The sequence below is a fragment of the Halomonas profundus genome (assembly GCF_020865425.1).
GTDB classification, from domain to species: domain Bacteria; phylum Pseudomonadota; class Gammaproteobacteria; order Pseudomonadales; family Halomonadaceae; genus Vreelandella; species Vreelandella titanicae.
Genome location: NZ_CP086344.1, coordinates 5,018,031 through 5,036,566 on the forward strand (window position 1 = coordinate 5,018,031; position 18,536 = coordinate 5,036,566).

General features: G+C 53.4%; 17 protein-coding genes and 1 pseudogene. 5 read left to right on the forward strand and 13 right to left on the reverse strand.

Annotated features, from left to right (window positions below; translation table 11 throughout):
- Positions 1-29 precede the first annotated feature (29 nt).
- From hemC to LMS44_RS22855, 4 genes are read left to right on the forward strand one after another with little or no spacing between them, the layout of a single operon-like run.
- Complete coding sequence (gene hemC / locus LMS44_RS22840; protein WP_041157317.1) at positions 30-974, forward strand: hydroxymethylbilane synthase; 945 nt, start codon at positions 30-32, stop codon at positions 972-974.
- The gene (locus LMS44_RS22845; RefSeq protein ID WP_041157318.1) at positions 971-1,750 is read left to right on the forward strand and encodes a uroporphyrinogen-III synthase; all 780 of its coding nucleotides are present in this window, start codon (positions 971-973) and stop codon (positions 1,748-1,750) included. The genes hemC and LMS44_RS22845 overlap by 4 nt, the downstream gene beginning before the upstream one ends.
- Before the next feature lie 13 nt (positions 1,751-1,763).
- Entirely contained in the window at positions 1,764-3,260 is a 1,497-nt protein-coding gene (locus LMS44_RS22850) for a uroporphyrinogen-III C-methyltransferase (protein ID WP_041157319.1), read from the forward strand.
- Complete coding sequence (locus tag LMS44_RS22855; RefSeq protein ID WP_041157320.1) at positions 3,257-4,534, forward strand: heme biosynthesis HemY N-terminal domain-containing protein; 1,278 nt, start codon at positions 3,257-3,259, stop codon at positions 4,532-4,534. The genes LMS44_RS22850 and LMS44_RS22855 overlap by 4 nt, the downstream gene beginning before the upstream one ends.
- A gap of 60 nt (positions 4,535-4,594) precedes the next feature.
- On the opposite strand, the gene mscL is transcribed toward LMS44_RS22855, so the two are convergent.
- Both mscL and LMS44_RS22865 read right to left on the reverse strand, forming a co-directional pair.
- The gene (gene mscL, locus LMS44_RS22860; protein WP_022521214.1) at positions 4,595-5,122 is read right to left on the reverse strand and encodes a large-conductance mechanosensitive channel protein MscL; all 528 of its coding nucleotides are present in this window, start codon (positions 5,120-5,122) and stop codon (positions 4,595-4,597) included.
- A 150-nt stretch (positions 5,123-5,272) separates the two neighbouring features.
- The gene (locus tag LMS44_RS22865) at positions 5,273-5,716 is read right to left on the reverse strand and encodes a universal stress protein (protein WP_041157321.1); all 444 of its coding nucleotides are present in this window, start codon (positions 5,714-5,716) and stop codon (positions 5,273-5,275) included.
- Between the two features lie 209 nt (positions 5,717-5,925).
- On the opposite strand from LMS44_RS22865, the gene LMS44_RS22870 reads away from it, so the two are divergent.
- On the forward strand, positions 5,926-6,828 hold the full coding sequence (locus LMS44_RS22870; protein ID WP_022521212.1) for a LysR family transcriptional regulator: 903 nt from the start codon (positions 5,926-5,928) through the stop codon (positions 6,826-6,828).
- A gap of 18 nt (positions 6,829-6,846) precedes the next feature.
- Here the strand turns inward: LMS44_RS22870 and LMS44_RS22875 are convergent, their stop codons facing one another.
- From LMS44_RS22875 to LMS44_RS22925, 11 genes and pseudogenes are all read right to left on the reverse strand, one after another.
- Positions 6,847-7,650, reverse strand: coding sequence for a universal stress protein (locus LMS44_RS22875; RefSeq protein ID WP_089691339.1), 804 nt, complete (start codon positions 7,648-7,650; stop codon positions 6,847-6,849).
- A 28-nt stretch (positions 7,651-7,678) separates the two neighbouring features.
- Entirely contained in the window at positions 7,679-8,887 is a 1,209-nt protein-coding gene (locus tag LMS44_RS22880) for a benzoate/H(+) symporter BenE family transporter (protein WP_041157323.1), read from the reverse strand.
- Positions 8,888-8,961: 74 nt separating this feature from the next.
- The gene (locus LMS44_RS22885) at positions 8,962-9,693 is read right to left on the reverse strand and encodes an ABC transporter ATP-binding protein (RefSeq protein WP_022521209.1); all 732 of its coding nucleotides are present in this window, start codon (positions 9,691-9,693) and stop codon (positions 8,962-8,964) included.
- Positions 9,690-10,457, reverse strand: coding sequence for an ABC transporter ATP-binding protein (locus LMS44_RS22890; RefSeq protein ID WP_041157324.1), 768 nt, complete (start codon positions 10,455-10,457; stop codon positions 9,690-9,692). Before LMS44_RS22890 ends, LMS44_RS22885 begins: the two co-directional genes overlap by 4 nt.
- A 3-nt stretch (positions 10,458-10,460) precedes the next feature.
- Entirely contained in the window at positions 10,461-11,519 is a 1,059-nt protein-coding gene (locus LMS44_RS22895; protein WP_041157325.1) for a branched-chain amino acid ABC transporter permease, read from the reverse strand.
- Positions 11,520-11,531: 12 nt separating this feature from the next.
- On the reverse strand, positions 11,532-12,392 hold the full coding sequence (locus LMS44_RS22900; RefSeq protein ID WP_027958003.1) for a branched-chain amino acid ABC transporter permease: 861 nt from the start codon (positions 12,390-12,392) through the stop codon (positions 11,532-11,534).
- Between the two features lie 65 nt (positions 12,393-12,457).
- On the reverse strand, positions 12,458-13,630 hold the full coding sequence (locus tag LMS44_RS22905) for an ABC transporter substrate-binding protein (protein WP_041157491.1): 1,173 nt from the start codon (positions 13,628-13,630) through the stop codon (positions 12,458-12,460).
- Positions 13,631-13,719: 89 nt separating this feature from the next.
- Positions 13,720-13,947, reverse strand: a pseudogene (locus tag LMS44_RS22910) (aromatic-ring-hydroxylating dioxygenase subunit beta); the annotation flags it as partial.
- Between the two features lie 47 nt (positions 13,948-13,994).
- On the reverse strand, positions 13,995-14,969 hold the full coding sequence (gene catA / locus LMS44_RS22915; protein ID WP_041157327.1) for a catechol 1,2-dioxygenase: 975 nt from the start codon (positions 14,967-14,969) through the stop codon (positions 13,995-13,997).
- A 576-nt stretch (positions 14,970-15,545) separates the two neighbouring features.
- Positions 15,546-17,009: a benzaldehyde dehydrogenase gene (locus tag LMS44_RS22920; RefSeq protein ID WP_041157328.1), complete on the reverse strand. Its 1,464-nt coding sequence runs from the start codon at positions 17,007-17,009 to the stop codon at positions 15,546-15,548.
- A gap of 33 nt (positions 17,010-17,042) precedes the next feature.
- Complete coding sequence (locus tag LMS44_RS22925; RefSeq protein WP_041157329.1) at positions 17,043-18,521, reverse strand: tripartite tricarboxylate transporter permease; 1,479 nt, start codon at positions 18,519-18,521, stop codon at positions 17,043-17,045.
- Between the last annotated feature and the right edge of the window lie 15 nt (positions 18,522-18,536).

Below are 18,536 nucleotides of genomic sequence, written 5' to 3' on the forward strand. Positions count from 1 at the left end.
CGCCGTGTCTGCGGTATAGGGAGAATAACGTGCTATCAATCACCAAACTGCGCATTGCCACGCGTAAAAGCCAACTGGCCATGTGGCAGGCTGAGTACGTTCGTGACCGCTTAATGGCGGCTCACAGCGGCCTTGAGGTCGAGCTTGTCGCTCTGTCTACCAAGGGCGACAAAATTCTCGATACACCGCTTTCAAAAATTGGCGGTAAAGGGCTGTTCGTTAAAGAGCTGGAAGACGCCATGCTCGATGGCCGTGCCGATATTGCCGTCCACTCGATGAAAGATGTACCCATGCACTTCCCCGAAGGGCTGGGCCTGTCGGTCATTCTAGAGGGCGCCGACCCTACCGATGCGTTTGTATCCAACCACTACTCTAGCATTGATGAGCTCCCCGAAGGGGCGCGTATTGGCACCGCCAGCTTACGCCGCGGGCTGCAGATACGTGAAGCCCGCCCCGACCTGCAAATTCTCAACTTGCGCGGCAACGTACAAACGCGGCTAGGTAAATTAGACGCGGGCGAATTTGACGCCATCATCCTGGCGACCTCGGGCCTTAAGCGGCTGGGCTTGGATGAGCGGATTGCCCAGGCACTGCCGCCGGAAGTGTGCCTGCCCGCCTGCGGCCAAGGAGCCCTAGGCATTGAGTGCCGCCTGCATGACCCCGAGCTGATTGCGTTGCTAGCCCCGCTGGATGACGCGGATACCGCGACGCGTGTGCGCGCCGAACGGGCCATGAACACGCGCTTAGAGGGCGGCTGCCAAGTGCCTATTGCGGGCCACGCGGTGCTGGATATTGAAAATGAAACCCTTTGGCTACGCGGCTTAGTGGGCAACCCAGAGGGCACCGAAGTGCTGCGCGCCGAAGGCCGTGGTTCGATGCATGAGCCCGAAGCGTTGGGCATTCGCATTGCCGAAGAGCTGCTCGACCAAGGCGCTGGCGATATTTTGGCTGAGGTTTACGGCCGCGCCATATGAGCCAACCGGTACTGATCTGCCGCCCTGGCGAGCGAGGTGAAGCACTGGCTGCTGCTCTGCGCGAGCGGGGCGAGAGCGTTGAATCACTCAACGTGATGCAACTCGAAGTCTTACCAGAAACCCCTGAAATGCGGCGTATCTGGCTGGATATTGATCAGTACCATAAGATAATAGTCATCAGCCCCTTTGCGGCCACTTGCTTAAGTGAAGCGCTGGATCGCTTCTGGCCACAGCTGCCCATTGGCATTGACTACTACAGCGTTGGCAGCGCCACCGCGGCAACGCTTTATGATCAGTTGGGTGTCCGCGTGCATGTGCCTTCGCCGAGTGCGGGCGAAGATACCAGCGAAGCACTGCTTGCGCTTGCCTCGCTTCAGCAATTAGCGCACCAGCGCATTCTACTGGTGGCGGGCGAAGGTGGCCGCCCGCTGCTCGCTGAAACGCTTGCCGAGCGGGGGGCGCAGGTGACTCGCGTAGCGGTGTATCGACGCACGTTTCACCCCCTTGAACCCGCTCTGCAAACGCGCCTTTTTTCAGGTAATTACCGGGCGTTGATCGTCACCAGCAGCGAACTGCTGGAACATCTGGCAAAATGGTGCAATCAGGCGGCCTTGAACCAACCGCTAATCGTTTCCAGTCGCCGTTTGGCTACACTGGCTGGCATACTGGGTTTTTGTGACCCCAAGGTGGCGTCCGGAGCTACGCCAGCTGCGTTGATAGCGGCGTTGGAGACCTGCGACCCACAGGGTGCCGATGTCGATCAAGGAACTTACTAAGGGCTAGCGACACATGAGCAAACAAGTAAACGATCAGGACGATGTACAACCAACGTCCTCCGATGCCTCTCAAGGCGTCCCTAAAACGACCGACAAAGCAGCTTCCACGACCGACGCGACTGAGCCCAGCAAGCCGAACACACCGCCGAGCTCAACAACACCTGCTCAGAGTGGCACTAAAAATAGCCGGTCGCGGCGGCGTGGAAAGAGCTCGTCCACTGCGAGCTCAACCGCTGCTAGCAGCACTACCAGCACGGCTAAATCGGCAGATACCACATCCAGCAGCGCAGCCTCACCTTCCCAGAGTGCCGCTCAACCCAGCCCATCCTCCTCAAGCGGGTCGGCTTCTAGTTCGCCATCGTCAAGCGCCGCTTCGTCCAAGCCGACCAGCAACAAATCATCGTCGGGTACTACGCCGCCCACCGGCCACAAAGGCAGCGGTAACGGCCAAAGCGGTGGGGGCAAAAGCGGAGGCAGTAAAAGCGGCGGCCTCGCGATTGCCCTGGTGATTATCCTGGCGATTGCCTTGGCATTTATCGCTTGGCAGGGCTGGCTGCGCCTGGAGAGCCAGCAGCAACGCCTCGACGAAGTCGCACAGCAGGCTGAGGGGAGCGCATCACAACAAGCGGTTAGTGACCTCGAGTCACGCCTTGATAGCGGCGAAGCCGAGCGCGATGAAGCGCTGCAGAGCACACTGGGTGACCTGCGTGATGAATTTGACAGCTACCGCAGCGACGTCGATGAGACCCTGGGCCAAGTGCTGGATCAACTCTCGCAAGAGCAGGACACCGACGAGCGCGACTGGTTGCATGCCGAAGCCGCCTACCTGCTGCGTTTGGCCAATCAGCGTTTACAGCTGGAAGGCGACGTTGACGGCGCTGCAGCGCTGCTGCGTACCGCCGATGCTCGCCTAGTAGATGCTGACAACCCGGCGTTGACGCCCGTACGCGCAGCGATTGCCAATGAGCTAGCCGCCCTTGACGCCGTGCCCCAGGTTGACCGTACCGGCCTCTACTTAGCGCTCAATGCCCAACAGGAACGCATCTCCTCTCTGCGACTCTCTCAAGAAATTGAGGAGCAAGCGGTAACCTCCAGCATCGAGCAGCCGCCGACCGGCACTTTCCAGCGCCAGCTGGCGCGCTTCGGTGAAGAGCTCAAAGACCTGGTAGTGGTTCGCCATCACGATGAAGCGCTGGAAGCGCTGATTACCCCAGAGCAAGAGTCTTACCTACGTCAAAGCCTGCGCTTAGTGCTGGAGCAGACTCAATTGGCTCTACTCAACGAAGAGAAAGAGCTTTATGACGCGAGTATCGACAAAGCGCTACAGCTGCTGAACGACTACTACGACACCACTCGTGAAGAGACCCAAAGCGTTATTACGCGCCTTCAAGAGCTCAAGGAAGCAGAGGTAAAACCCGAGCTGCCCGATATCAGCGCTTCACAGCAGGAACTCGCACGCTTTATCGACAACCGCTATGAGACGCGTGGCCAAAGCGGAGGTGATTCATGAGAAAGCTTGTTCTCCTCATTGTCGCAGGCCTCGCCGTCGGGGCCCTGTTTGGGCACCTGATGATGTCGGTGCCCGGCTATTGGCTGATCCGCGTGGGCGACTCATCCATCCAGACATCGTTTTGGTTTGGTCTGGTGCTGCTGTTTGCCGCCTTTATCGTCCTACACTTTGTACTGCGATTGCTCAGCGGCATTATTCGCCCTATGGGGCGTTTTCGTAGCTGGAACAGCCGCGCACGTAACCGTCGCGCCATGCAGCGCACCGTGCGTGGCCTGGTAGCACTGACCGAAGGACGCTGGAAAAAAGCCGAAAAAACCCTGGTTAATGCCGCCGATGACTCCAGCACACCGCTGGTCAACTACCTATCCGCAGCGCTGGCGGCCCATTACCAGGGCCACCACGTGAAATCCCAGGAGCACCTGAATCAGGCGCAGCTAACCACCGACGGAGCCGATACGGCCGTTGGCTTGATGCAGGCGCAAATGATGATTGAGCGTCAGCAGCCGGAAGAAGCGCTGGCGATTCTTAATCGCCTGGATAAGAAGCTCTCCAACCACCCGCAGGTGCTCAAGCTACTCAAACAGGTGCATTTAAGCGTCAACGATTGGGAAGGCTTACGGCGTTTGATTCCACGCTTGGCGGCGCAGAAGCTCATTACCCAGCAAGAGCGTGAGCAGTTGGAGTTTAAAGCCTACCGCGAGCTGATCGTGTTTGAAGCGCAAAACCCCACCAACATTGAGCGGGTGCGTGGCCTTTGGGCTGATATGCCCGACTACCTGCGCGGCAACACCGAGCTGATCGTGCTGTACAGCGAAGCGCTGATTCAAGCCAACGAAGAGCCCATTGCCGAGCGCTTGCTCAACCACTCGCTGGATCACCACTGGGACGCACGCTTGGTAAAACGCTACGGCCTGCTGAATGTGAACACCGGTCGCCAACTAGTTAAAGCCGAGAAGTGGCTGCAGGAGCGCCCCAACGACCCCGAGCTGCTGCTCGCCTGCGGTCGCCTCTCGCTGCGCACCGGCCAGTGGCAAAAGGCGTTGGAGTACTTTGAAGCCAGCCAGCGGCAGCGCCCCAATGGCGAAGTTTGCGCTGAACTTGCACGTCTCTATGCAAGCCTTGGCGAGCATAATAAGAGCCAGCTCTACTATCGCCACAGCGTCGAAATGCTGGCCAAATCGCTGCCATCGCTGCCGCAACCCAGCGATGCTAACGACAGCAAAAAGCCCGGCAGTAAGCAAAAAGACAGCAAAACCATTAAGAAAAGCGCCTAGGGTTGCTGCTGGTATAACGTGAAAGGGCGCCACTTCAGCAGTGGCGCCCTTTTTAGTGGCTCAAGGTTTGGCGGGTGGCATTTGCGGTGGCGCAGAGGTAACTTCAACCGGCGTTTCAGCCTCCGCTGGCTGATCCAGCATTGCTGTGCAGTGGCCACAGCGCGTGGCTTTGATCGGCACCACCATCAAACAGTAAGGGCACGGCTGCTCCGTAGGGTTCGCAGGCGCTACCGCCTCTTCGCGCTTTAATCGGTTAATGGTGCGTACCAATAAGAAGACCACGAAGGCGACAATCATAAAGCTGACCACCGCATTGATAAAAAGCCCGAGGTTTAGCGTTACCGCCCCTGCCGCCTGGGCATCCGCCAGCGTCGCATAAGGGCCGCCCACCGCCCCTTGGCGTAACACTACAAACAGATTGGAAAAATCCACACCGCCCACCAACAAGCCAATCAGCGGGTTCATCACATCCGCCACCAGGCTCTGCACAATCAGCGTAAACGCCCCACCGATAATGATCCCCACCGCCATATCGACGACGTTGCCTTTTACCGCAAACTCTCGGAATTCCTGGAAGAATTTTGCCATGTTCAAACGTCCTAACGTCTCGTTTTAGCCAATACCCTAGGTTATAGCGTCTTGCTAAAAGCATGGGCTAGGGTGTGTTAGACGGCAAGTAAATTTATTCAGGTTGAAAACCATTTCGGGAGAGGTGCGGGCAGATATCGACGTTGCTTTTTATTGACTCACCGTAATCACAGGACACTTGGCTGAATGGCCCACTTTGTGCGATATGCTGCCAATCACCACCCCCGCCAAGTCGCTTAACCCTCGGCTTCCCATCACAATGGTATCGATATTATTGGCGTTGGCAGCCTCTATAATGGCGCGGGCTGGGTCACCTTGCGTCAGCAACTCTTCAATGTGCTTAGCGCCCTCTGCCTGCGCGGAACTCACCGCCTGGGCCAGTAGCTGTTCACCCACCTTCTCGCGTTCAGCAAGCGTAGTGCCTGCATCAATAGCACCAGTGCCCCACACCAGTGTGGTCGTATAGGCAAGCGTTTCAGGTACATGTAATAAGTAGAGCGTTGAGCCTTCTCTATCCAGCAGCTTACAAGCCACCTTCAAAGCTTGTTTAGCGCTCTCAGAGCCGTCGACAGGAACTAAAATCCGCGCATACATGACTGGTTTATCCCTCTTTTATTCTGCCGCTCATTACTAAAGTCGTAGTCGATATTTCGCTTTTAAACGTTTAAATGCTGGTAGCGTTGTAGCGCTTGGTTAAGCTGGTTTAAACGTTGTCTGAATTCGTGAAGAGCATCGCCAGCTTGGTAGCAACCGAATGGCAAAGCCAATATTGTTTAAGTAGCCGCTCATACCTTGGAGGTATCATGGAACTACGCCACCTGAGATACTTCTGCGTTGTCGCTGAAGAGCTTAACTTTACCTGTGCGGCTGAACGATTGCATATGTCTCAACCGCCTCTTTCCCGCCAAATCAAACAATTAGAACAAGAGGTGGGGGCTGAACTGTTTGAACGAAGCTCTAGAGGCTTGCGTCTAACGCCTTCAGGTGTGTTTTTTCAGCAGCACGCTCTGCAGATATTAGAGAAAGTAGAAGTCACCATCGACGCCACTAGACACATGGCGCGTAGCAAGCGTGCGCTGTTCGGCATTGGCTTTGTACCGTCCGTTTTTTACGGGCAGCTCCCAATGCTCGTGCGTGATTTGCGCCGCATGGATAATGTTGAGCTCTCCCTGGCAGAGCTTACGACGGTACAACAAATTCAGGCGCTCAAAGCGGGTCGCATAGACATGGGTTTCGGGCGTTTACGTATTGATGATCCCGACGTAGAGCAGGAAATTCTCTTCGATGAACCATTGATTGCCGCCCTTTCGAGCGGTCATCCACTAGAGGGCACTACCCCTTCCTGCGAGGAGCTTGCCCGCTATCCACTCATTCTCTTTCCCGCTAAGCCACGCCCTAGCCTAGCAGATATGGTGCTGGGTATTTTCCGCCGCCAAGGCTTGAAGGTAGAGGTGGTACAGGAAGCAAACGAGGTTCAGACGGCGCTCAGCCTTGTCGCCTCAGGTATTGGCATTACGCTGGTTCCTGAACAGGTTAAGCGCGTTCGACGGGATGGCATTTGCTATGTGCCATTGGCCGATAAGTCAATTACATCACCCGTTATCTGCAGCCGTCGGCGGGGCGAAAAACCCTACCCGCTAATGCAGGAAGCCAATGCTATTTTAGAAGTACTCGTTGAAAATCGCCGCTCTGGGCGCTACCCATAGTTGCAGCAAGCCAGTGACTCAAGGTCGCAGAACAACCACAGGGCAAGAAGCTTCATGCAGCACCTCATGGCTGACACTGCCTGCCACCACCTGCGAAAGGCCACTGCGGCCATGGGTTGTCATTGCGAGCATTATATTATGGCTATCAGCCAGGTAACTGACGATAGAGTCCGCGGGGTCGCCATGAAGCACCTCCCAGTCAACTTCTAATGCTTGCTCATTCTCGACACGGCGCGCCAGCGCGTTTAGATAGGCTGACTCCATCACATCAGTATGGCCTAACGCTGTTGATTTTCTGGCGACGGAGGTATCCATCACTTGCAGCAGTTGCAAACGAGCCCCCAAACGCTTCGATAAAGCTGCTACATGGGGCAAAATTTGCTCGGATAGCTTAGACCCATCGACACAAACGGCTAACACATCGACCTGCTGGTGAGCACGACTATCATAACGTGGGCCACACAAATAAACCGGGCGGTGGGCTCGGCGCACAACTCCCGCCGTTACGCTACCTATTAGCATTTCTGACACGGGCCGCCGACCGTGCGCCATCATGCATAGACCGCTACTTTCTTGGCTGGCAAGATCACCGAGATACTCCTTGGCACTGTCATGTGCAACCACATCGAGTGCTACCGCCTCCAGATGATGAGCCGCAATTCGCGCCTGTAACGTAGAGCGCCGCGCTGCTATATCGCCCTGCATCGGCACCACTGAGATAACGTTTACATCCGCTCCCAATTGCGCCGCAAATATCTGGCCAAATGCCAAAGCACGTAAGGAGTCTTCACTATCATCCATCGCCACAAAGATCTTTTGCATGATTACACTCCGGCTACCACTACAGTAGCTACTGTTGTTTTTGAGTTTTCTGGTCAAGCGAGCGAAAGCGTCGATGCAGTAGGTTGTAGGCAAGTGCCCCAACGATTACCCCCCAAAAGGCAGAACCCAGTCCTAAAAAACTGATTCCCGACGCTGTGGCAATGAACGTAATGACGGAGGCTTCCAGGTGGTTCTTTTCGGCAGCAAACGCACTAATGTTGCTGGAAATAGCACCAATCAACGCTAGGCCCGCAAGTACCGCCACAAACTCCCCCGGCAACGAGGTGAATAGAGACACAATAGTGCCCGCAAAGATGCCACCAATCAGGTAGAAAGCCCCGTTCGCTACCCCCGCTACATAGCGCTTGCCAGGATCTTCGTGAGCTTCCTTACTGGTACAGATTGCCGCGGTAATCGCTGCGATCACCGTGGTAATACCCCCAAAAAAGGCAGTAAAAAAAGAAGTTAAACTCGCCACGGTTACAATTGGCTTGGCCGCCGTGTTATATCCGGAACTTCGCATGATCGCCATGCCCGGCAGAAACTGACCGGTGAGACTGACGAGTACCAGCGGGATGGCAAGGCTCAAGGTAGCGTTCCAGGTCCACTCTGGGCGGATAAACTGTGGTTCGGCAAGCTGGACTGAAACGCCTTCTAAACTTGCGCCTTCTAAAAAGACAGCCAACATGACGCCAACCACTAATAGCAGCACCAGACTGTAGCGGGGAGTTAACCGCTTAAAGACGAGATAAGCGATAATCATACCAATCGCCAGTGCTGGCACGCTCTCCAATGAGACGAAGACGCCCACACCAAACTGAAAGAGAATGCCCGCCATCATCGCGCTAGCAATGCCTGGTGGAATCATCTGAATAATTCGGTCAAAGGAGCCCGTAACACCGATCACAAAAATGATCACCGCTGCAGTCAAATAGGCCCCCACCGCTTCATTGAGTGACAGCCCTGGGAACAGGGTCACTAATAGTGCCGTGCCAGGCGCTGACCAAGCGGTCACTACCGGCACCTTCAGCCATAGACTTAACAAAATACCCGAGACTGCTGCACCGATAGAAATGGCCCAGACCCACGATGTCATCATCGCATTCGATATTTCGGCACTTTGGGCCGCCTGGAAAAAGATGGCGAGAGGACCGGAATAAGAGACCAGCACTGCCACAAATCCAGCTGCGATCGCCGGAATCGACAGGTCTTTTTGCAATTGCTTGTGAAATTGCATGCAACACACTTCCCCGTGTCAGTATTTAACGAGTAGCCAACGGCTCCGGCAAGCGTCTGCTTGCCGGAGCCGTTTCAAGCAACGCCGAGGTGGGTTTCAAGAATTGAAGGGTTATCTTTTAGCCCCTGAGAATCACCGCTATAAACCACTTCCCCCTTGACGAGTAGCAGGTGTTTTTCTGCTATCTTCAGAAGGTTATCGATATTTTTATCGACGATAATGGTAGAAATGCCGGTCGCTTTGATCTCACCTATAATCTTCCAAATCTCATCGCGAATCAGCGGTGCAAGACCTTCGGTCGCTTCATCAAGGATCATCAGATCGGGGTTGGTCGTCAGCGCGCGTCCAATAGAAAGCATCTGCTGTTCGCCGCCTGAGAGAAAGGAGCCATCATGATTGATACGTTGGCCCAACCGCGGGAACGTATCCAGAACGCGCTCTAGTGTCCACGGAGACTCCCCCCGCTCATTAGGACGTGCAGCCATAATCAAATGCTCACGCACACTGACGCCTGGAAAAATACCGCGCCCCTCCGGCACGTAGCCGATCCCTTGGCGAATCAGTTGCCAGGGGCGCCGCTTGGTAGCCGAGACACCCTTAATAAACACCTCGCCGCGCCGCGGTGGGACAAACCCCAGTATCGACTTCAGCGTAGTTGTCTTGCCCATACCGTTGCGGCCCAGCAGACTCAGCGTCTCACCAGGCATCAGGGTCAAATCCACCCCATGCAAAATATGGCTCTCACCGTAGTAAGTGTGTAGCCCTCGGGCATCTATTAATGGCGTATTGGTTTGCTCTGCGCTCATGCGGTTGCCCCCTCTTCATGACGCCCCAGGTAGACATCGCGTACCTTTTCGCTGGTGCGTATCTGCTCTGTCGGGCCACTCTCCAACACACAGCCATCGACCATTACGGTAATGCGATCAGCCAAGCGGAAGACCGAATCCATATCGTGCTCAATCAACACCAGCGTGTAGTGATCCGTTAGGCTGGCGAGCAGTTCGGTGACTTGAGCGGTCTCTTCACGCCCCATTCCCGCCATTGGCTCATCAAGTAGCATCAGCGATGGTGCCGTCGCCAATACCATCGCGATCTGCAGCTGGCGCTGTTCGCCATAGCTCATATCTGATGCGGTCGTATAAGCACGGTGGTTCAATTGGCAGGTATTCAGTACCTCCTGAGCGCGCTCGCTTACCTGCCGCGCGGTTTGGCGCGAACGCCAGCTGCCAAACACACCACCCATGTGAATACGAGCCGCCAGTTCGCAGTTCTGCAGGCAGCTGAGGCGTGGAAATATGTTCGTCTTCTGGTGACTGCGGCCAATGCCCAGGCGGGCGATCTGGCGCGCGCTTTTACCCTGGATCGGCCGACCGCGATAGAGCACCTGGCCTTCAGAAGGAGGGATCTCACCAGAGAGCAGATTGATTAGCGTACTTTTACCCGCGCCATTAGGGCCCAAAATAGCGTGGATTTCATTAGATTTAACGTCAAAATCAACGTCGTTGACTGCCACTAAACCACCAAATCGGCGAGTCAACCCATGCGTGGCTAAGATGACTTCATCGCGCATAGCTTAGCCCTCCTTATTGTGGGTAATGGGTTGAACGGAGGGAGACGCTTTGGGATTTTCGACGGTGTCAGTCGTCGTTTGACGCTTGCGGTTCCAGGGTGGTGCGATAATCAAGCCCGCAATCCCGCGAGGAAGCACCAGTACGGCAACGATAATGGTCAGCCCCATGAGTATCGGCCAGTGAGTAGTGGTATGCTCGTAGATATAGAGCAGAATCTCATAAGCGAAGGCGCCTAAAATTGGGCCAAAGATGGTGCCCATGCCGCCTAAAATAAGCATCATTAGCACTTCGCCAGAGGTATGCCAGCCAAGCTGAGCCGGATTAGCAAAGCCGTACTGCATCGCCGCTAACATGCCAGCAATCGCTGCCATAACCCCAGCGATAACAAAGGCAACCAGTTTATAGCCGCTGGTGGCATAGCCTAAGGCCTGCATTCGGTGCTCGTTGTCATGAATACCGTCGAGCACTTGACCAAAGTAGGAGCGAGTGAGCCAGCGTAGAAAGAAGTAGCCGAGAAGCAGCATCCCTAAACAGAAGTAAAAGAAGCTGTAAGGGTTATCAAGATCTACCAGCGTACGCTCCCCTAACGCCAAGCTCGGTCGAAACATAATAAAAACACCATCGGTTCCCCCCGCGAACTGAGACGTACTGATGAAGTAGTAAAGCATCTGGCCAAATGCCAGGGTTGTCATGATGAAGAAGATACCTTTAGTGCGGATCACTAAAATGCCTATAACTAATCCCACACAAGCAGAGACGCCCATGACAAGAGGCAGCATCCACCACATTGACGCCGGACTAAAGTCAGGGCTGGCTAACGCCAGGGTGTAAGCGCCTAAACCGAAGAAGAGCGCATGACCCAGGCTGACTAAGCCCACGATGCCAACTAACAGATCCAGGCTCATGGCAAACAGTGCCAGGATTAACATCAGTGTTAGTTTCTCTAACATGAAGTTGGCCTGATTACCGAATACGGCTTCTCCCCACAGAGGAAAAGCAGCCACCAACGCCGTTAATACCAGCATGATGAACGCAACGCGTTTAGGATATCTATGCAACATTTCTTACTCTCCTCACGCGAAAAGACCGCGCGGTTTCACCAGCAATACCGCTGCCATAATCAGGTAGATCACCATGCTGGCAAGGCTAGGGATGAGCACTGCCCCAAAGGTGGTGGCCATGCCAATAATAATGGCCCCCCAAAAGGCCCCCTTAATGGAACCAATACCGCCGATGACGACAACCACAAAGCAAGTGATGAGAATGCTATCGCCCATTCCTGGCGCGATAGAGGTGAGCGGTGCGGCGATCATCCCTGCAAAGGCAGTGAGCGCAACACCTACGCTGAAGATGAGCGTAAAGAGGGTACGCACATTGATTCCCAACCCTTCAACCATGTCACGATTAACCGCGCCAGCCCGAATGATGATCCCCAGCCGCGTATGGCGCATCACCCAATAGATCACTCCAGCCAATGCTAGGCAGACGCCCATCACAAAGAGGCGGTAGACTGAGTACTGCAGGTTGTCGGTCAGTTGAATACTGGCATCAAACGGCGCGGGCACCGCAACACGATGCACATCCCCTCCCCAAATAATCCGCTGCGCCTCGTTGAGCACTAAAATCAGTCCGAAGGTTAGCAATACTTGATATAGGTGATCGCGCTTGTAGAGCGTATCCAGAAACAGCCGCTCAATGATGAGCCCCAGTGCAATAGCAATAGGAATAGCCGCCAGAATCGCCAGCCAAAAATTGCCCAAGCGCAGGGTCAGGTCGTAAGCTAAATAGGCGCCAATCATATACATAGCGCCGTGGGCCAGGTTGATGATTCCCATAATGCCGAAAATCAACGTCAAACCGCTGGCAATCAAAAAAAGCAGCAGACCGTACTGCAGACCGTTAAGTAGCTGTACGCTGAAAAATGCGAGATCCATAAGATCCCTCCGAGAATCAGAGTGAGGGGCAGGTCATACCCACCCCAGAGTGCATACAGATGTTGTTACATCTGGCAGGCTTCATCGGGTACTTCTAGATTCTCATGAGCGATACGAACGACTTCGTGCTTGCCGTCGCGGATCTCGCGCAGATAAACATTTTGAATGGGGTGGTGGGAGTCGGAGAAGCTCAAGGGTCCACGCGGACTCGCCAACTGAACGTTGGCCAATACATCAATCAAGCGCTCCTGATTTGAGGTATCGCCACCCAGTACTGAGAGAGCTTGAACCAACATCATGCCCGTGTCGTAACCCTGTACCGCGTAAGTATCGGGCAGCTCACCGTAGGCATTTTCGTAGGCCGAAACGAAGGATTGATTCGCGTCGTTTTCGAGGGTTTCGGCGTAGTGCAGCGTAGTCATCACACCTTCTCCGGCATCGCCCAGTGCCGCTAAATTACCCTCGGTAAGGAAGCCTGACCCCAGCAACGGGATGCTCTCTTTAAGACCTGCCGAGGCATAATCCCGAACAAAGCTGACACCGCCACCGCCCGCAAAGAAGGTATAAACAGCGTCAGGCTCAAGGCTAGCAATTTGCGTCAAGTAACTCTGAAACTCAGTACTGGGAAACGGAACTAAAATCTGCTCGACAATCTCACCGCCCTCAGCGGTAAAAGCCTCCTCGAAACCTGCCAGATCCTCTTTACCACCGGCATAATCCCAGGTGATCGTCACAATTTTGCGATGCCCTTGATCGTAGGCCACTTTGCCCATGGGATAGCTGTCTTGCCACATACTGAATGAAGTGCGGAAGACATTCGGCATGCACAGCTCATTAGTAGCGGCACCCAGCCCCGCGTTGGGAATAATTGTAATCGCGCCTGTCTGCTTAGCCACTCGCAGCATGCCCATGGCAACACCGGAGTGTACGGGCCCAATGACGAAGTCAACATCGTCTCCGTTAACTAGACGGCTCATGTTCTGAGGTGCTTTGGAGGGGTCAGCCTCTGAATCAAGCTCAACGTATTCCACATCACGACCGCCTAACTGACCGCCCTCTTGCTCAATGGCAAGTTTCAGGCCGTTAGTAATGGCTTCTCCAAGTGCCGTATAGGTACCTGAGTAAGGGAGCATCAAACCTAGTTTCACCGGATCTTCATTGGCGATGGCACTGCCTGCTGACAGCATAGCAGTAGCGCTTAGGAGCATGGCAAGAGAGGTCTTTTTAAATGTTTTCATTATATTTTCACCAGGGTTGAGTTGTTGTTGGGTGGTTATTAGCAAGGTGGATACCGCAATAAGTGACATCCCTGTCTTATCTCTATCGATTACACGTGGTAAACATCGATGACTTGATGGATATAGTCGTTGTTCAACTGCACGACTTTTCTTGTGATCAGCGGGCTCTCTCCCGATACGTCCAGGGTGTAGAAGCACGTGCCGAAGAAGCTGTCGGTCTTCTTGTAGCGATGGTTGAGCGTGTGCCAGTTGAACCGCAGGTTTACCGTGTCCCCCTCTTGCGACAGGATTTCCAGGTTGCTTACTTGGTGGGTGGTGCGCGGCTCGGGCGGGCCAAGGGGAGGGCCCGCTCAAGGTAGAAGGGTTAAACCTTGGCAGTACCGGCGAGCTGGCTGGCAAGATCCTGCTCGTCTTCCTTGGCGCGGGGACGGGCGTGACGCACTTGCAGCTCGGGGGCTTCGGTTTTAGCCAGTTCGACGTTAAACACTACGTGGGAGAACGGGCCCTCCAGGTCACGCTTGGCGATCTCGGCCGGGTCTTCGATCCGTTCAGCGGGCACCACCAGCTCTTCCCGTGTCGCGAAGGCGAAGTCGTCAAAGGTGTAGGGGTCGCCCGCCAGGTTGATCTGGGTGGTCAGGTGCTGATGGCCCGGTGCGGAGACGAAGTAGTGGATATGCGCCGGGCGTTCGCCGTGACGGCCCAGGGACTTGAGCACCACATCGGTGGGGGCGCCTTCGGGCACGCCGTAGCCGGAGGGAATGATGCTGCGCGCGGTGTAGCGGCCTTCGCTGTCCGCATAGATCGTGCGGCGCATGTTGTACTCATCCTGGGAGGGATCAAAGAACGAGTAGCCGCCCTTGGAGTTGCAGTGCCAGATTTCAACCTTGGCGCCGGGGATCGGGGTACCGTCGACATCGCGCACCTGACCGGTCAGCCACATCACCTCGGCATCGGGATCACTGCCGTCGTCCATGCGGGCGAAGCCTTCCGCTTCCGGGGCACCGGCCACGTAGAGCGGGCCTTCGATGGTACGCGGAGTGCCGCCGGTGCGCTTGGCTTCGGCATCAATGGCGTCCTGGCGCATATCGAGGAAGTGGTCAAAGCCGAGACCGGGCGAGAGCAAGCCGAACTGGGTCTGACCGCCCAGGGCATTGAGCAGGTTAACGCCCGCCCAATACTCTTCCTCGGTGACATCGAAATCATCGATCAGCTTGAATAGGTCGCCGACCAGGCGGTGAACAATCTGCTTGGCGCGGTCGTTGCCACCCGCTTGGTCGAAGCCGGCGACGGTTTTGATGAAGTCTTGAACATCGGGAGTGTCGAATATTTTTACGGTCATGGTGAAACCCTATCGTTGGTTTTATTATCGTTGTCTTGGTGCCCGGCGATAGCGTCAGTATGTTCAAGGTAAGATTGGTGTGCGTCTATCTAGGGCCTAAAGACGACGGTTGTTGTTGTGTTCGCCACTAATATGGGCTAGATCGCGGTTACCCGACCAATATCGTTTGAGTTCCTTTCCATACTTCATAGGTATCTCGGAGGGGCACAATTTTGAATATTTGTGTCCTAAGTGGAACCGCCACAAAATAGCTAACCTTTTATTTTAAAAGTGATATTGTTAAAAACTAATGAAAATTCTGATAATAATAGCCAGCGAGGCTCATCATTAATTAATCCTTTAAACCGATATAGCGGTTTTCGCGAGGCATAACGTTCATCTGCTCCGCTCCATAAGGAGTAACCATTAATTTCAACTTGCGACAAAAGGATAAAGGGACTGTGAAACGCAAGGTAAGACAACAAAAGACCCGCACCGGCAAAGCAGACGCGGGCCAAGGAGGAAGCATATTCAAAAAAATAAGCCCTCTAACCTCCTGATCTAGCATTGTGGCCATTTTTGAAAAGCAGCGCGTGCCTAGAAAGGATAGGAGATAGGAGTATCCATCACACTAACCCATTGGGATTGGGTAAATTCTTCTAGATTGGCAGGGCCGCCAAATCGTCCTGAGTTCCCTGAATCTCCGAAGCCGCCGAAAGGAACATGGAACTCATTATTAACGGTTTGATCATTAATATGGATCATGCCTGCAGGCACTCTGTCTGCAAGTTTCATGGCTCTGCCTATGGAACGAGAATGAATGGCAGCGGCTAGACCGTAAGGTGAAGCTGCTATCATCTCAACCAGTTCATCTTCACTAGAGAAAGTGATCACCGGCGCCACTGGGCCAAATAACTCCTGCTGGCAAGCAGGCATATCGATACGAACATTACTTAGCACGGTAGGCCGATAAAACTGATCATGGCTATGACCACCAGTGATTAGCTTAGCGCCTGCGTCTACGGATTCAGCGATGATCTTATTAATTTTTGCAAGCTGGCTAGCGTTAATTAACGGTCCAATATCTGAAGCTCCAAGGTATGGGTCTGCTACCCTAAGACGTTCTGCACGCTCGGCTAAACGGCTGATATACTCCTCTGCAACGCTCTCATGGACAAAGTGCCTACCAGCCTGCATACAGATTTGGCCCTGATGAAGATAGGCGCCCCAAGCGCCATGGGATGATGCTGCCTCGATATCTGCATCATCAAGCACGATAAATGCATTATTTCCCCCAAGCTCCAAGGCAGACTTTTTGAGCAACTCTCCACACGTTCTGCCTATCCTTTTCCCTACATTTGTCGAACCAGTAAAGGAAATCATGGCAGTCAATGGATGCTCTACTAACGCTTCTCCAGCCATAGCACCACCAGGAATGACTTGCAGAACGCCAATAGGCAGTCCGGCCTCTTCAAAAAGCCTAGCGATCAACAGGCCTCCCGTTACCGCACTCTGAGGATCCGGCTTTAAGACAACGCTATTGCCCACTGCTAGCGCAGGCGCCACCGAACGCATGGCCAGCAGCAGTGGAAAATTCCATGGTGTGATAACACCGACAACACCTAATGGGACACGTCGACATGTATTGCGTCGCCCAGGGATCGTTGAGGGTAAAGTTACACCATCAGGCTGCATCGTCATGGCAGCCGCCATATTCAATTGCTCGTGGGTAGCATAAAGTTCAGCTTCGGCTTTAGGTGCAATCGAGCCACACTCTCGAATATTCCACTCTATAAATGTATCTTTGTGCTGGAGAATCAACTCAGCTGCTCGGCGTAAAATCTTGCCTCGTCGATCGAACGATAAGTTAGCCCAATGGGATTGCTGCTTCTTTGCTTCCGTAACGGCTGAACGAATGTCATCACCACTACCTAGCGCAATCTTAGCTAAAACGTTGCCTGTTGCTGGTTCAACAACGTCGCTGGCGCCTCCTGTGGATTCACGCCAATCATTTAGGTAGATCTTGTTGCTGAACGTTTCTGCGCAAAAGAACTTATTCATTGTAGTTTTTCCTTCTATTGTTTGAGCGATCAATTAGATTTTTGCTTTTCGAACTTGACCAATTTCAGACCAAACTGCCCATACCGCTGTGATAATAGAGATAACGATAAAAAATAGTGGTATTGGTCGCGTCAGCAGAGGTAAATAGCTACTGCCATATACAACTAATCCGCTGCGTAGATTCTCTTCTGCCATTGGAGTTAAAATAAAGGCAATGATAAATGGGCCAAGTGGAACTTTTGCTCGCACTAAAATGTATCCTAAACAGGCAAAGCCACACATCGCTATCACATCAAAAAAACGGCCGGATACTGAGTAAGCGCCAATAAAACAGAAAATAATGATGGGCGGTAATAGCCAAGCTTTATCAACATACATCATCCGAGAAATTAATGGAGTGGCAAACCACATAACCACCAACATGATGAGATTGGCTGAAAGCACGCCTGCAATGATGGTGTACGCTACCCCCGGGTTTTGAACAAACAAGAGAGGGCCCGGATTCAGATTATGCATTACCATCGCACCTAGTAGAATAGCGGTCACAACTGAACCAGGTATTCCTAAGGTAATCAGTGGCACCAGGGATCCTACGGTTCCGGCATTGTTAGCGGACTCAGCGGCGACGATACCTTCGCTGCAACCACTCCCGAACTTTGAGGAATTCTTTGAAAATCCTTTAGCTACGGAATAGGAAGCAATTGAGGCCGTCGTTCCCCCAATACCCGGAAGAATACCGATCCAAGTGCCAATAATGGAAGATCTAGCAAAATTCCACAGGTTTTCTTTAAAGTCTTTGGCGCTAAAGGTTACTTTTTTAGAACTACTTGCCTTCTGGATAATATTTTCACTTTTCTTACCACTATCGATCATTACTTGACCCAGAACTAAAAGGCCCAACATAACGGGTAACAAATTAAAGCCATTGTCTAACTCTGCAATGTTAAATGTTAGCCTTAACGACCCTGAAATAGGATCAATACCGGGTAGCGCAAACAAAGCACCAAGCGCCGCTGCAAGAAGTCCATTCATGAAACTCCCTTTAGAAATAGCAGCAATGAGAGTAAGGGCCACCACGGTCATGGAAAAAATTTCATAGGGGCCGAACCGAACCGCTAAGGTCGAAAGCAGTGGCGATAACGTCGTTAATACTAGCCATGCGAACATACCGCCTATAAAAGAAGCGATAACACCAAGCCCCAGAGCACGTGCCGGCTCTCCTCTTTGCGCCATGGGAAAACCATCTAACGTCGTCATAATAGCCGACTCAGTCCCAGGCATTCGCATCAAAGTGGCACTGATTAAGCCACCTGTTGTTGAGCCAATGTACATCGCAACCAGTAGTATAAGAGCATCTGTTGCCTGCATGTAATAGGTCATAGGCAGTGCCAACGCAATCACCATCGCACCGGATAAGCCTGGTATTGAGCCTATTAATATTCCCACCACAGTCCCGAGCAGCACCCACATCGTGCCCGATAGTGAAAAGACTTCAAGATATGCGCCAATCATAATTATCGCCTATTA

Excerpts from the sequence above, each read along its gene's own strand:
- LMS44_RS22890 (WP_041157324.1), bottom strand. The coding sequence starts at position 10,457 with ATGCGCGATGAAGTCATCTTAGCCACGCATGGGTTGACTCGCCGATTT.
- LMS44_RS22925 (WP_041157329.1), bottom strand. The coding sequence starts at position 18,521 with ATGATTGGCGCATATCTTGAAGTCTTTTCACTATCGGGCACGATGTGG.
- mscL (WP_022521214.1), bottom strand. The coding sequence starts at position 5,122 with ATGGCAAAATTCTTCCAGGAATTCCGAGAGTTTGCGGTAAAAGGCAAC.
- LMS44_RS22850 (WP_041157319.1), top strand. The coding sequence starts at position 1,764 with ATGAGCAAACAAGTAAACGATCAGGACGATGTACAACCAACGTCCTCC.
- LMS44_RS22905 (WP_041157491.1), bottom strand. The coding sequence starts at position 13,630 with ATGAAAACATTTAAAAAGACCTCTCTTGCCATGCTCCTAAGCGCTACT.
- LMS44_RS22875 (WP_089691339.1), bottom strand. The coding sequence starts at position 7,650 with ATGCAAAAGATCTTTGTGGCGATGGATGATAGTGAAGACTCCTTACGT.
- LMS44_RS22870 (WP_022521212.1), top strand. The coding sequence starts at position 5,926 with ATGGAACTACGCCACCTGAGATACTTCTGCGTTGTCGCTGAAGAGCTT.
- catA (WP_041157327.1), bottom strand. The coding sequence starts at position 14,969 with ATGACCGTAAAAATATTCGACACTCCCGATGTTCAAGACTTCATCAAA.
- LMS44_RS22865 (WP_041157321.1), bottom strand. The coding sequence starts at position 5,716 with ATGTATGCGCGGATTTTAGTTCCTGTCGACGGCTCTGAGAGCGCTAAA.
- LMS44_RS22880 (WP_041157323.1), bottom strand. The coding sequence starts at position 8,887 with ATGCAATTTCACAAGCAATTGCAAAAAGACCTGTCGATTCCGGCGATC.
- LMS44_RS22845 (WP_041157318.1), top strand. The coding sequence starts at position 971 with ATGAGCCAACCGGTACTGATCTGCCGCCCTGGCGAGCGAGGTGAAGCA.
- LMS44_RS22885 (WP_022521209.1), bottom strand. The coding sequence starts at position 9,693 with ATGAGCGCAGAGCAAACCAATACGCCATTAATAGATGCCCGAGGGCTA.
- LMS44_RS22920 (WP_041157328.1), bottom strand. The coding sequence starts at position 17,009 with ATGAATAAGTTCTTTTGCGCAGAAACGTTCAGCAACAAGATCTACCTA.
- LMS44_RS22895 (WP_041157325.1), bottom strand. The coding sequence starts at position 11,519 with ATGTTGCATAGATATCCTAAACGCGTTGCGTTCATCATGCTGGTATTA.
- LMS44_RS22900 (WP_027958003.1), bottom strand. The coding sequence starts at position 12,392 with ATGGATCTCGCATTTTTCAGCGTACAGCTACTTAACGGTCTGCAGTAC.
- LMS44_RS22855 (WP_041157320.1), top strand. The coding sequence starts at position 3,257 with ATGAGAAAGCTTGTTCTCCTCATTGTCGCAGGCCTCGCCGTCGGGGCC.